The sequence below is a fragment of the Aquimarina spinulae genome, assembly GCF_943373825.1.
GTDB lineage: Bacteria > Bacteroidota > Bacteroidia > Flavobacteriales > Flavobacteriaceae > Aquimarina > Aquimarina spinulae.
Window position 1 is genome coordinate 3,189,633 of sequence record NZ_CALSBP010000002.1, and the last position, 13,908, is coordinate 3,203,540.

The 13,908-nt window shown below is 32.8% G+C and carries 11 protein-coding genes and 1 tRNA gene; 2 read left to right on the top strand and 10 right to left on the bottom strand.

The features are described from left to right. Positions 1–49: 49 nt before the first annotated feature. From rsmA to NNH57_RS19535, 10 genes are all read right to left on the bottom strand, one after another. Positions 50–916, bottom strand: a complete 867-nt coding sequence (gene rsmA, locus NNH57_RS19490) for a 16S rRNA (adenine(1518)-N(6)/adenine(1519)-N(6))-dimethyltransferase RsmA (RefSeq protein WP_074405487.1) — start codon at positions 914–916, stop codon at positions 50–52. Continuing rightward, a complete protein-coding gene (locus NNH57_RS19495; RefSeq protein ID WP_074405486.1) occupies positions 909–1,223 on the bottom strand; it encodes a DUF4286 family protein in 315 nt (104 codons plus the stop codon). The genes rsmA and NNH57_RS19495 overlap by 8 nt, the downstream gene beginning before the upstream one ends. Positions 1,224–1,307: 84 nt before the next feature. Continuing rightward, positions 1,308–3,095 carry a tetratricopeptide repeat protein gene (locus tag NNH57_RS19500; RefSeq protein ID WP_074405485.1) on the bottom strand — a complete coding sequence of 596 codons (1,788 nt, stop codon included), beginning with the start codon at positions 3,093–3,095 and terminating at the stop codon, positions 1,308–1,310. 58 nt (positions 3,096–3,153) lie between these two features. After that, positions 3,154–4,425 (bottom strand): serine--tRNA ligase, encoded by a 1,272-nt coding sequence (serS, locus tag NNH57_RS19505; RefSeq protein WP_074405484.1) that lies wholly within the window; start codon positions 4,423–4,425, stop codon positions 3,154–3,156. Between the two features lie 212 nt (positions 4,426–4,637). Beyond that, positions 4,638–6,536 (bottom strand): histidine kinase, encoded by a 1,899-nt coding sequence (locus NNH57_RS19510; protein WP_074405483.1) that lies wholly within the window; start codon positions 6,534–6,536, stop codon positions 4,638–4,640. A 213-nt stretch (positions 6,537–6,749) separates the two neighbouring features. Beyond that, the gene (locus NNH57_RS19515) at positions 6,750–8,075 is read right to left on the bottom strand and encodes an HTTM domain-containing protein (protein WP_108808000.1); all 1,326 of its coding nucleotides are present in this window, start codon (positions 8,073–8,075) and stop codon (positions 6,750–6,752) included. Continuing rightward, a complete protein-coding gene (locus tag NNH57_RS19520; RefSeq protein ID WP_074405481.1) occupies positions 8,072–9,004 on the bottom strand; it encodes a bifunctional riboflavin kinase/FAD synthetase in 933 nt (310 codons plus the stop codon). The genes NNH57_RS19515 and NNH57_RS19520 overlap by 4 nt, the downstream gene beginning before the upstream one ends. 165 nt (positions 9,005–9,169) lie before the next feature. Beyond that, positions 9,170–9,796 (bottom strand): aminoacyl-tRNA hydrolase, encoded by a 627-nt coding sequence (gene pth / locus NNH57_RS19525; protein ID WP_165944072.1) that lies wholly within the window; start codon positions 9,794–9,796, stop codon positions 9,170–9,172. A 202-nt stretch (positions 9,797–9,998) separates the two neighbouring features. After that, positions 9,999–10,634 (bottom strand): 50S ribosomal protein L25/general stress protein Ctc, encoded by a 636-nt coding sequence (locus NNH57_RS19530; RefSeq protein ID WP_074405479.1) that lies wholly within the window; start codon positions 10,632–10,634, stop codon positions 9,999–10,001. 25 nt (positions 10,635–10,659) lie between these two features. Continuing rightward, positions 10,660–11,601 (bottom strand): ribose-phosphate pyrophosphokinase, encoded by a 942-nt coding sequence (locus NNH57_RS19535; RefSeq protein ID WP_074405478.1) that lies wholly within the window; start codon positions 11,599–11,601, stop codon positions 10,660–10,662. A gap of 146 nt (positions 11,602–11,747) precedes the next feature. Here NNH57_RS19535 and NNH57_RS19540 point away from each other — a divergent pair. Both NNH57_RS19540 and NNH57_RS19545 read left to right on the top strand, forming a co-directional pair. Beyond that, positions 11,748–11,829: transfer RNA gene (locus tag NNH57_RS19540), tRNA-Leu, on the top strand. Between the two features lie 1,449 nt (positions 11,830–13,278). Next, positions 13,279–13,866: a UpxY family transcription antiterminator gene (locus NNH57_RS19545; RefSeq protein WP_074405477.1), complete on the top strand. Its 588-nt coding sequence runs from the start codon at positions 13,279–13,281 to the stop codon at positions 13,864–13,866. Positions 13,867–13,908: the final 42 nt, after the last annotated feature.

Below are 13,908 nucleotides of genomic sequence, written 5' to 3' on the forward strand. Positions count from 1 at the left end.
CCCACAAAGATAACCAAAGAATTTAATTGGGCTTTATGAGTGTGTTAAATCACTTAACCTGTTGTTTTTCAATTAATAACGTTAATTCTATAAATTGTTCAACAGACAATTGTTCGGGACGTTTAGTCAGGATTTCTAATGTTTTGATCTCATCATTCAATTCAAAAGTTTTAAGACTATTTCTTAGGGTTTTACGACGTTGTCCAAAAGCAGTTTTGACCACTCTGAAAAATAATTTTTCATCACAAGGTAGAGAATATTCATTTTTTCTAATCAATCGCAATACCCCACTATCTACCTTAGGAGGAGGATTAAAAACATCGGGAGGAACAGTAAATAGATATTCGGCATCATAAAAAGCTTGTGTAAGCACCGAAAGAATACCGTAGGCTTTACTACCCGCTTTTTCGCAAATACGTTGGGCAACTTCTTTTTGAAACATCCCCGTAAATTCAGGAATTCGATCTTTGTTTTCTAATGTTTTAAAAACAATTTGTGTAGAAATATTGTATGGAAAATTACCCGTTATTGCAAATTGCTCTTTGGTAAATAACAGATTTAGGTCATATTTCAGAAAATCTGCCTCTATTACCCGAAATGTAGTATTTCCTCTTAATGCTTCTGTATGCTCGAGATGAAAATTAGTGTTAAGATATTCGATAGACTCCCTGTCTAGATCCATAGCGATAACATCGATATCTTTTTGAAGAATATATTTGGTAAGAACTCCCATTCCCGGGCCAATTTCAACAACATTTTTATAGCCTTGCAAAGTAAGAGTGTCACCAATCTTTTTGGCAATATTCTCATCCTTTAGAAAATGTTGCCCTAGGTGTTTTTTTGCCTTTACTGCAGTTTTTTCGAAAGAAGATTTAGGATTAGAATTATATTTTTTATTTTTTTTTGGTTTACCCATTCCGTTCACTTACAATTTCTAACTCTGTTCTAAACGCTACAAATTTACCAGTAAAACGATTAGATTTTGACCTAAGACGATCCGCATCCTCATCATAGTATTTTTGTAAAGTTTCTTTATTACTTGTCGTATATTGTACAGAATAGGTGATACCTCCCATTTCTTCTTCTACCAATACTTTGGTCATTAATGCTTTACTAAATTTTCCTGTAGAAAGCATATCAGGTATATGCTCTTCTCTCATCCACTCTAACCATTCATCATGGATAGTTTCTTCTATATTTATGGTAACGTTATATATGTACATGTTTATTATTAATGTTTTTGGAAGTCGTATTTAGTATAATGACCAAGGCGCAAAGTTACAAAGAAGTAAAGAGCTACAGGTGATTTAATTTATAGCATCTCCTCTTAGGGTTCTGTATTTTTTTCGTGCTTCTACAAAATAAATACTATCAGCATGATTAAAAATTATCTTTTCGTATAATTCTTTAGCTTTTTCAGGCTCTCCCAACTCATTTACATAGAGTTCGGCTAGCCAATAATAAGCATCATCAACAAGAATATCATCGTTATAAAATTCGATAATTTTTAGATAGTTGATTTTAGCTTTTTCGAATTGCTTTTCTTTTTCAAATAGCTTTGCCTGGCGTAAAAAAGCTTCATCCTCAATTTTTTCACCTTTATGTTGAGTTAAAATAATTTCATACATCGTAATTGCATCCTGATTTTTATTCTGAAAAGCTAATAGATCGGCTTTTGCAAAAATCTTTAAAGCAGTTTGAGTAGAGTCTTCAAGAGAATTATCACTGATAATTAGACTTAACTCCATGGCATCATTTGCAATCAATTGAGAGGTAGAAGATTTTAGTACATCGAGCTGTGTTTGTGCCCATGCAAAATCCCCTTTGTAATAGCTGGTTTTTGCGACTTTAAACCTGGCATCTTGTGCTAGGAAATTATTTTTTAAAGCATTTTGCACCTGGGTATAGTAAATTAACGCCTGATTAAATTTTTGATCCAATACCAGGATGTCTGCAATTTTCATTTTTATTCTGGAAGACTGAAACCTTGATAAGGGTTCTCTATCCAGTATATCTTTTAAAAACAGAATAGCTTCCTGCTTTTTATCCTGATTAAATGCTAGAAAATGTGAATAATCAATTTGTAACCCTATAGTTTCTCTGCCTTTTCCATATTCCTCAAATACAGTATTATACTGTGTTATAATAGTTTTATGTTCTTTTTTGGAAGCATTATCTACTTTTGCTTTCAGGATAATTTTATGAGCAGTAAGCTTCATATCTTTTGAAGCAGGCGTTTCTAGAATATAATTTAGAATTTCTACCGCAGATTTAATGTCTTTTTCCGAAATAGCAATTCTGGCCAGATCTATAATTCCTTCTGGGCTTTCCTGTTTACGTTTGTATATTGCTTTTTCCTGTATAAATGCTTTTTTAAATTCCTTTTGTTGTACAAAAAGCCAGCTTAGCATTTCGTTGTATAAGATATCAGGATTCTGCTGAAGTTTTTTAATCAATAATTTTCTAAATATAACATTTGCCTCACTTGTTGGGGTATCTGTTATGTAGTCACTAAAATTTCGTTGTACAATATTTATATAATTAGGTTGTAATCGCAATAGTGCCAAGTAACTATCGAACATTTTTTCGAGTTTTCCCTGTTCTCCATAAATTTTGGCTAATTGTACATTAAAGTTTGCCCTGGGATTATTTTTCATCCCTTTTTCATAAATTAAAGCTGCTTCATCTAACAGGCTATATTTTTCAAAAGTTTGAGCAAGAGAATAGGCATGATTCGCATTATTGTTATCATAAGTTTCTATGGCCTTATTGTAGTATGTGCGAGCTAGCTCTGTTTTACCTTGTAGATCATAATGATGTCCTAATTCGACTAGAATTTGGGCATTATTTGGAACTTTCTCAATTCTCTTTTTTAGAATACCCTCAGCTTTATCAAAATGTTCTAATTGTTGGTGAGATTCTACTAACCCTAATAAATAATTAATTCGGTTTGGGTTTTTGGTATATAATTTTTGATAGATAGAAAGTGCTTTTTCGTATTGTCCCTGTTGGATATAGTTTTTTGCCAACTGTTCCGACTGCGCAATTGTCGAAAAAGTAAAGAACAGGGCAATATAGAAAAAGATAAAGCGCATTTTGCAAGTTTTTTTGTAAAGATAACAAAATGCGCTTTAGTAATATGTTATGGATCCTTTAATCTATATATTCAAATCCGCAGTAAGGAACCAGTACTTCGGGGATTTTGATACCATTTGGAGTTTGGTAATTTTCTAATATACCTGCAAGTACCCTCGGTAATGCCAATGAACTTCCGTTAAGTGTATGTACCAATTGATTTTTTCCATTTGCATCTTTATATCTTAATTTTAAGCGATTAGCTTGATAAGATTCAAAATTAGATACAGAACTAATCTCTAACCAACGATCCTGTGCTGTCGAGAAAACTTCAAAATCATATGTTAGTGCAGAAGTAAATCCAATATCTCCACCGCAAAGACGTAGTATACGATACGGTAATTGTAAATCGTTAAGAATCCCTTTTATATGATCTACCATTCCATCAAGTGCCTTGTATGAATTTTCAGGGGTCTCGATACGTACAATTTCTACTTTGTCAAATTGATGCAATCGATTTAATCCACGTACATGTGCACCATAAGAACCTGCCTCACGTCTAAAACACGGGGTATATCCTGTACAGCAAATAGGAAGATCACTTTCCTGTAATAGCTCATCTCTAAACATATTGGTTACAGGAACCTCTGCAGTAGGAATAAGATATAAATCATCACCGGTTACATGATACATTTGTCCTTCTTTATCCGGTAATTGTCCCGTACCATATCCCGATGCTTCATTAACAAGATGAGGTACCTGAAACTCTTTATATCCAGCATCAGTATTTTTATCCAAAAAATAACTAATCAAAGCACGTTGTAATCGAGCACCTTTTCCTTTATACACAGGAAAACCAGCCCCCGTTATTTTTACACCCAATTCAAAATCAATAATGTCATATTTTTTGGCAAGCTCCCAATGTGGTAATGCACCTTCTTCTAAGACAGGAATATCACCTTCACGAAAAACCTCTTCATTATCTTCATCACTTTGACCATTAGGAACAGTATCATGAGGAACATTTGGGATTGTATATAATAATTGTATTAATTTCTCCTGGATATCGGTGAGCTCTGTTGATAGTTGCTTAGAACTTTCTTTAAGTTGTGCAGTTTTCTCTTTTAGCAAGTTTGCTTTTTGCTGTTCACCGTTTTTAAACAGTAGCCCTATTTCTTTAGAGAATTTATTAGAATCTGCTAGAGTATTGTCTAATTTGGTCTGTGTGGCACGTCGACTTTCATCCAAGCCAATAATTTCTTCTAAAACAACAGCCGCGTCAAAATTCCTTTTTGTCAAAGCTTTTATATACGCTTCTTTGTTTGCTATGATGTTTTGTACTACTAACATGATATCTTTTTTGGGCGATTTCCGGGCTATTCGTTATATCTTTTTCTTGGCCACCCTAAGCTTATCTAAGGGTATTAATGATCAAGAAAAAGGATGCCACTACTATCCCTATCGCAATGAAGGAGCAAATTTAAAGAAAAGTGAGGTTTTAGATTGTAGTTCTATAGTGAATTTTAAGAAATTTATTCAAACCTATTTAAGAATATAAAAATTTATGCAATTGGGACTTCTATATTAATGACCGTACCTCTTTGAATTACAGAGTCTATGAACATATCTCCGGATAAAGTACTCAAACGAGTTTTTATGTTTTTAAACCCAATTCCATCAACTGCTTTTCCACTCTCAAAACCTACACCATCATCTTCAAAAAGCAGTTGTATCGAATCATCATGGTGATTGAGATAGATATCGATATTTTTGGCTTTAGCATGTTTAAGACAATTAGTTAATAGTTCTTGTATGATCTTAAATAATTCTTCTGTAAGAGTCGGACTAATTTGGTTAATCTGATTTTTGGGATATGGGTGAAATGATATTTGTTGCCCGCTACCATTGATCACATTGTTTATATATTCCTTTATTAAGGAAGTAATCGGATTTTTTTGAAACTTTTTGGGAATGAGGTTGTGAGAAAAATCTCTTACTTGATTATAGGTCTCATCAACTTGTTTAATAATACTAGCTTCTTGATCATCGGTTTTATCCGAGTTAGAAAGTTGCAATTTTATACTCGCCAGATTGCCACCAACACTATCATGTAACTCTCGTGCCAGACGTTGCCTTTCTTTATCTTGCCCTTCCATTGTAGCTTTGATCAGATTTAATTCCTGATCCTTCATCAACCCATATACTTTTTGAGTATTTACCTCTTCTTGCGATTTGTTGAGTGCTATTTGAGTCTTTAGTTTCTGGAAATACATAAACAGTAGGCCAACTACTGGCAGGAGTACAGCGAGAAAACCGATTAAAAATGCTTTTTTGATAGTTCGTTGTCTTTCAAGCTCACTTTCTTTTAATAGTCGCTCTTCTTTAAGCGATAAGATCTCTTTTTCCTTTTGTAGCGTTTGATATTTAACCTCTAGTTCTTTTACAATTTTTTTATTTTGTTTTGTTGTAATTCGATTAGAAACATCTACATATTGAGTCATTAATGCATATGCATTTTTATAATTTCCACGAGTAGCATAAAGACTTTTTAACATCTCGATTACTCTTTTTTGTAACTCTAGCCTATTCCATTGTACAGCATTTACATATGCAGAGTTTAATATCATCTCTGCCGAATCATAATCTTCTAATTTATAATATACTCGACCTATTTGATATACTGCTTCTATATATAAGTCATAGAAATGGTTTTCTTGAGCTTGCTCTTTTGCAGGCATAAAGTACTCCATTGCTTTGATGGTTCGATCACTAAAAAGCTCGATTCTCCCAAGTTTTAATCGAACTTCTATTGATGTTTTATTTGGAGTATCTGGAAGATCTTCTAGTACAGAAAAATAATATGACTTTGCCTTTTCACTATTGTTTTTATAATAATAAATATCTCCTAAAAACTTTCCAGCCAGTATTATGGTTTCTTTATTCCTGGATTCTGCAATGCAAGATTCGAAAATGGGGAGTGCTAGTTCATATTTTTTTTGCTTTAGATATACAATACCCAATCCAAGTTGATGTTTGTAATGCATAGTTTGCATTTCGGGAATAGGAGAATTAGTAATACCTTCAATAAAGTGTTTCATCGCACCATCATAGAGCCCGTTTTTAAGTTTTCCGTGTCCGATAATATGGTTTGCTATAGAAAGATATAATGGTTTGTTGGTGATATTTTCTTTTAGCACTGTTGTTTTTAAAAGATCACCATAATACGTTATAGAATCGGTATTGCCCGCCTGTAGGTGTATTTGAGCTATTTTTTCGATAAGCTGTAGACGCGTGGTAATATCAGGGCTGTTTTTAAGCTGACTATATAACTGTGTATCTACGGTATTAGGTATAATACCAAAAAAAGTATAACCAGTATCTTTCTTGTTTTTTTGACTATTCGCAGAAAAGAAAAACAACAGAAGGATGCTACAAATTCCCTTTATTAGATATGAATGCATTGTAATGATTTTTGTGAGTCCGAAATGAGCTACACAAATTAGAGTGTATAATTTCGGGTTAAAACCGTATTTCCTTGATTTTAAACTATGCAAAACTACATAAGGTTTTGCAATGAAGTGCTATTGGGGTCAAAAAATAACTTAATTTTAGCTTGTTTTATTTAAAAAAAGAGCATTTTAGTTCTTTTTTCTGCTGTAAATGATAAGACTATTTTATTCTTTTTTTTCATATTTGAGAATCCACGGATTTGTAGTAAAATAATTCCACGAAGCACTGGCTAAATCAACTTTTGGATCGATAAGTGTTTGGTATTTTTTACCATTAATAGATACTTTACTACGTACATAGATCGCAATATCTTTTTCTTTTGTGGCATATTCTGCCTTGAGTCTTTGTGCAAACTGCCACATAGCATCTGGTTTTGATGATACTAATCGCAATTGTTTTTTGGAGAGATAATCATTTTTACTAATTAGTTTCTGTAGTGCCTTAGGGTCATTTTTGTCTACAACATAGAAATTAGTAGTGCCATAGCGACCTCTTAACATCATACGCCAACTCATTCTATGACCTTCTTCTGTCCATAATACATCTCCCGGGATAATCCAGTGACGAATAGGGAGCAGGATTTGTATAACAAACCAGACTGTTAATACAGGAAGCAAAAATTTACGGTATGAAGGGATAATTACTTCTCCGACATTATAAAATTCCTTCTTTCTCATAAACAAATGATGTACCCTTTCTTTAGAAAAGAAAAAGACGGTAAATGCCAATGATAAATACGGAAATATCCCTATTTGAAAAACAATAGAATTAAAAAGATGAAAAAAGACACTAAAACAAAAAGCAGCAAGTCGAGTTCTCTTCCATAATAGTAAAGGGATAATTAATAAATCGAATAAAATACCATAATAGGCAATAAAAACATGTGTCCAATGTTTTTGAAGAATATTTCCTACAATAGGATAATTTGCTTTGCCAGCCATCAGATTTTTGGCAACAGTAAAGTCTAACCAATCTGGATATAGTTTAGCAACAGATGCATAGGTATATACAATCCATAGTTGAGCAATAATTACTAATATACACCATCTGGGCATGGCAATTTTTTTAAGTAATGGGTTCTGTTTTACATCTACCGAGAAATAATTTCCTGCGGGTAAAGTGCACATTATTATACAAAGAAGTAATAGGAGATAGTAGTGATTGTTATAGGATGCTTTTTGCATAAAATAGACCCCTGCCCATAATATGGTATACCCAATCATACTCCATCGATATCTAAAACCAATCATTACTAAAAGGCCAAAAATCCCCATTATGGCAAAATAATAATACATGCCATTACCAGGTAAGGGTTGTAAAAAATCTAAACCAATAAAATTAAAGGTAAATCTGGGTTCGACTAAGGTACGGGTAACCCAGCCCGTAAAAATAGCGCCAATAGCCTCTGAAGCAATCAGGAATCCAAAAAAAACTCGAAATATAATAAGAGAACTATTATCTACTTGAGTGAATAGCCAACGATTGATCATACTAAAGAATTTATAAAATCACGAGAGAAATCTTCATCTTCCTGCATAGCATCTTGTAATTGCTCTAGAGAATCAAATTTTTTCTCATCCCGAATACGTTTTATCATTTCGATCTGAATCTTTTTGTCATATAAATTAAAAGAAGTGTCAAAGAAATGCGTTTCTATCGTTTGTTTGGTGCCATTTACCGTAGGGTTTGTACCGATATTCATCATCCCAAAATAGGTTTTGCTATCAATAAATGATTTTACAATATAAACTCCGTTTTTTGGGATTAATTTGTAATCTTCTTCGATATGTAAATTAGCGGTCGGATAGTTAAGTTTACGCCCTAATCTTTTTCCTTTTACTACCTTACCAGTTAGCATAAAGCAATATCCCAGATATGCATTTGCTTTGGTAATATTCCCATCGAATAATGCTTTTCTGATTTTGGTAGAACTTACGGCAACATCATCAAGATCTTGCTTAGAAATTTCTTCTACAGTAAAATCATTTTGTACACCATAAGAAGCAAGATCTGTAATATTAGAATTACGATTGCGTCCAAATCGATGATCATATCCTATAATAACATGTTTTGCTTTAAGGCAGTCGATAAGCATCTGTTGTACATATTCTCCTGCGCTTAGACGAGAGAATTCTTTGGTAAATGGATGAATAACCAGATTGTCTAGTCCGGTCTTTTCTAAAATCTGTATACGCTCATCAATAGTATTGATAAGCTTGATATCAGAATCTTGTTGTAACACCATTCTGGGGTGAGGAAAAAATGTAAGAATAACCGACTCCAAATTATTTTTTCTGGCACTTTCTATCAGGCGTTCTATTATTTTTTTGTGGCCAATATGTACACCATCAAAAGTACCTATAGTAACTACAGATTGAATCTGGCTATCGTATGTTTTTGCATTTATATAACGTTTCATCTGTTCATTTTTGATTTGATTTCAACCATCAGATAGAATTCGTTAATGAATAATATAACCTGTCTATTGCTAGGTAGATAAGCATTGATATGATTGTTATAGCTCATTTCGAGAAGTAAGATTTTAAGCAATTGTAAAAATAAAAAATAGTTCTGAGACATTTCTTTATTTTCCGTTAAAGGTATTCATTGTATTTGATGTTCCCGCAGTGGCAAAAGATTTGATCAAAGCGATTCCTTTTTCTAATCGTTCTGGTATAGAAGATTCTTCTTCAGGGCTCCACTCTCCCAGCACATAATCTACTTGCCTGCCTTTTCCAAATTCATTGCCAACTCCAAATCTAAATCTACAATATTTAGAAGTTTGTAATTGTGCTTCGATATCTTTAAGTCCATTATGACCACCGGCACTACCTTTGGATTTGAGTCGGATAGTACCAAAAGAGAGATTGATGTCATCGGTTACAACCAAAAGATTTTCTAAAGGTATTTTTTCTTTCTCTAGCCAATATCGAACTGCTTTTCCGCTAAGGTTCATATAGGTATTAGGTTTAAGAAGTATAATGGTTCTCCCTTTGTGTTTGTATGTAGTAAGGTCACCTAGTTTTTTGGTTTCAAAAACGAGATTTTCTTCTTTGACCAAAGCATCCAGAATTTTAAAACCGATATTATGACGAGTATTGTGGTATTTTGGACCAATATTACCGAGACCCGCAACAAGAAATTTTTTCATGAGATCTTCTTGAGTTTCATGGGGTTGTTTAGAAAATAATTTTTTAATTATCGAAAACATGTTGTTTTTGTTTGCGTAAGGGATAGGAGCGGCATCCTTTTTTTATTCTCCAGAGACTAGTCGAAGGATTGCAAAAAAAGATACAGCATATAGCCCGGCCTCCACGCCGAAGTGGGGGTATGCCCCAAAAATTTCCATAAAAATAAAAAAAGCATTCTGAATTCAATTCAGAATGCTTTTATATTATATAATACTATAAAGATTATGCTTCTGCTGCAGGAGCTTCTGCGCCTTCGGTTGCACCTTCAGCTGCACCTTCAGTTTCTTCTTCTTCTTCTTCGTCTTCAACTGCTGTACGAGATGTTCTAACCATACAAACAACAGTATTGTCGGGATGTAGGATAGTAAAGTTATCATTTGCTATATCGGTAACAGTTAATTTATTTCCGATTTTTAGATTAGTGATGTCTCCTTCTATAACATCTGGAAGATTAGATGAAAGACCTTTTACTTTAATACGTCTTAAGTTAAAACGTAGCACACCTCCATTACGAACACCACGAGAATTTCCTGTTGTTCTGAAAGGAATCTGCATCGTAATTGGTCTATCGTCAAAAATTTCAATAAAATCGATGTGTAAAATTTTATCGGTTACAGGATGAAATTGGATATCCTGTAGGATAGCATTTATTTTTGTACCATTATCCAACGCTATTACCACGGTATGAACGTCTGGAGTATACACTAAGTTTTTGAAAGCAATTTCTGGCGCTGCAAAGTGTACAATAGTGTCTCCACCATAAATAACACAAGGTACCTGTCCAGCATTACGTAAGGCTTTTGTTGCTTTCTTGCCTACGCTTTCTCTTTGAGATGCATTGATTGTTAATGATTTCATTTTAAAAAAATTTATTAATTATTATTTACATTATAAAGTTAGAACTGATCGACTGATTGTTATGAACTCGGTTCATCACATCTGCAAATAGATTTGCACAGCTTACAACTCTGATTTTACTACTTTTTTGTTTTAGAGGAATAGAATCGGTTACAATTAATTCTTCTAGTTTCGAGTTTTCTAATCGCTCATAAGCATTACCCGAAAGGATAGGGTGAGTACAGATTGCTCTAACACTTTTTGCACCTCTCTCTATCATTAGATCTGCCGCTTTGGTTAATGTTCCGGCAGTATCTACCATGTCATCTACTAATACTACATTTTTTCCGGTAACATCTCCTATGAGTTCCATATGTGAAATTACATTGGCTTTAGCTCTTTGCTTATAGCATATTACTACATCACTCATTAATGCTTTAGAATAAGCATAAGCTCTTTTTGATCCTCCCATATCTGGTGAAGCAATCGTAAGATCATCCAGCTTTAATGACTGTAAGTAAGGTAAGAAGATAGTAGATGCAAAAAGGTGATCTACTGGCTTTTCAAAGAATCCCTGAATTTGATCTGCATGTAGATCCATTGTGATGATTCTTGTAGCTCCTGCTGTTTCCAGCATTTTTGCAATTAACTTTGCAGCGATAGGAACTCTTGGTTTGTCTTTTCTGTCCTGGCGAGCCCATCCATAATATGGCATTACTGCTGTAATATGTCTTGCAGAGGCTCTTTTGGCAGCATCAAGCATTAATAACATTTCCATAAGATGATCAGAATTTGGATGTGTTGATCCAATAATAAAAACTCTGGACCCTCTTACAGATTCTTCAAAAGAAGGTTGAAACTCACCATCACTATAGGTAGATGTAATAACATTACCTAATTTAGCACCATAGGCAGTTACTATTTTTTCTGCAAGTTCGGTACTTTGACTACATGTAAAAAATTTTGCTTCTGTAACTGCGGTTGGCATAGGGTAAAATGTTGTATTGTAATGAGTTAAAACTTTTTTCTAAAAACAAGGTGCAAATTTAAAAATTTATTTTCACTCTAACCTTTATTTTGTTACTTATTTAATGGCTGGAAAAAAATATTTTGCTAATTTTGCCATCCGAATATGCTCGAGTGGCGGAACTGGTAGACGCGCTGGATTCAAAATCCAGTTCTTTCGGGAGTGTGGGTTCGATTCCCACCTCGAGTACTAGAAACCCTAATAAACAAAAGTTTATTAGGGTTTTGTTGTTTTTATGAATAACCTAAGGCAACTTTTAAAATAAAATAGGGTACTGCTAAAAATGTTTTTTCGAGCATATCATACAATATATGAAGTAGTTTATACTATTGATACTTTTAAATAACTTTCAAACGCTCAAAGAATTTGACAACTATATTCATTGTCGATAAAATACCTATAGAAACCTGTGATTATATATAATAATGAGACGATCTTGTATTTGCAAAAAACGTCATTTTGGTTATCCAAATTGAGTATTGCGCTTGTCAACAAAATAGCATTAGGAATATAAATTCTTGTTAAATAAGTCTTTTTTCCGCTTTTTGTTGAGTATCCATTAAAAATACACAAGATGTAATTATTTGAGTCATAATGTGTTGTGATTGTTTAAATCTACTAGAAAAATGTAATGTGTTCAAATTGTTATTTATACTAGCATCCACAATAAAATTAACATAAAATTAAGAAGATATGTGGGAAAGTCATTATAATTTTACTGGTGAAATAATCTTTGTTAAAGAAACAAGGTGAAATTTCATTATCATTTCTTGTTCTTTTATTAGAAATAAGAAATGCTTAAAAGGAGAGCACAGGTCAAGCAAGTTTTGCTAATTGACCAACCCCCGGTGTGATTTTCGAATCTTATCGAATTTTAATAATACCAATACCCCACTAATTACTTTTTAAAACAAATAAAAATCAGTTGATTGGAAAATACTAATTGACCAGCTTAAAGTATGCCCAATCGTAAAAATAAATGTTCACAACCACACGTCTAATTAAGGTTATTTCTTAATGAGATTAAAGATTATTATCAACTCTTAAAACAAACCAACTTAAATAATGACTACACCTAAACCACACCAGATTTTTTAAAACAAATAAAAATCAGTTGATTGGAAAATGCTAATTGACCAGCTTAAAGTATGCCCAATCGTAAAAATAAATGTTCACAACCACACGTCTAATTAAGGTTATTTCTTAATGAGATTAAAGATTATTATCAACTCTTAAAACAAACCAACTTAAATAATGACTACACCTAAACCACACCAGATTTTTTAAAACAAATAAAATCAGTTGATTGGAAAATGCTAATTGACCAGCTTATAGTATGTCCAATTGTAAAATTTATATCCACAACCACACGTCTAATTAAGGTTATTTCTTAATGAGATTAAAGATTATTATCAACTCTTAAAACAAACCAACTTAAATAATGACTACACCTAAACCACACCAGATTTTTTAAACGAATAAGAATCAGTTGATTGGAAAATGCTAATTGACCAGCTTGAAGTATGCCCAATTGTAAAATATACCCACAACCACACACCTAAACAAGGCTATAGCTTTTTTAGTAGATCTTAAATAAAATTAAAGATCATTTCAACTCTTAATAAACCGACTTAAATAATGAATACAGCTAAACCTAATCAGACCATATACCCTAGAGTGGTATTGGAAAGAAGAAGAAAAAGAAATGAAAAAAACTGGTATATTTTTTATACCTCTCCACGCGCCGAAAAAATAGTATACAGTGATCTTTTGGCAAGAGAATATGATGCGTTTCTTCCATTAACAAGAACATTGAAAGTATGGAAAAATAGACAGAAGAAACTTATAGAATCTCCACTTTTTCCAGGTTATATTTTTGTAAACACTAAAATGAGTGAGATTTATGATATCTCAAGACTTCCCAAAATAGCTACATATATTAAATGTGGACAAAATCCTTCAGTCATTTCACCAAATGATATAAATACTATCAAAAAAATGCTATTACTTGAAGAAGATGTTTCTGTTGAAACTACTTTTTATGAAGGAGAACAAGTAAAAATTATTCATGGACCATTAACTGGTCACGAAGGCATTTTGGTAGAACAAAAAGGTAAAACAAGATTTGGGATTCGTCTCAAAGAAATAAACCATACCGTGTTTATTAATGTTTGTACCAATATTTTACAAAAAATAAATAGTTCCAATCCGGTTAAAGAAAGGTAACCAAACCCTCTTCCTGTATTTTCAAAATATCCTTTTGGTGTT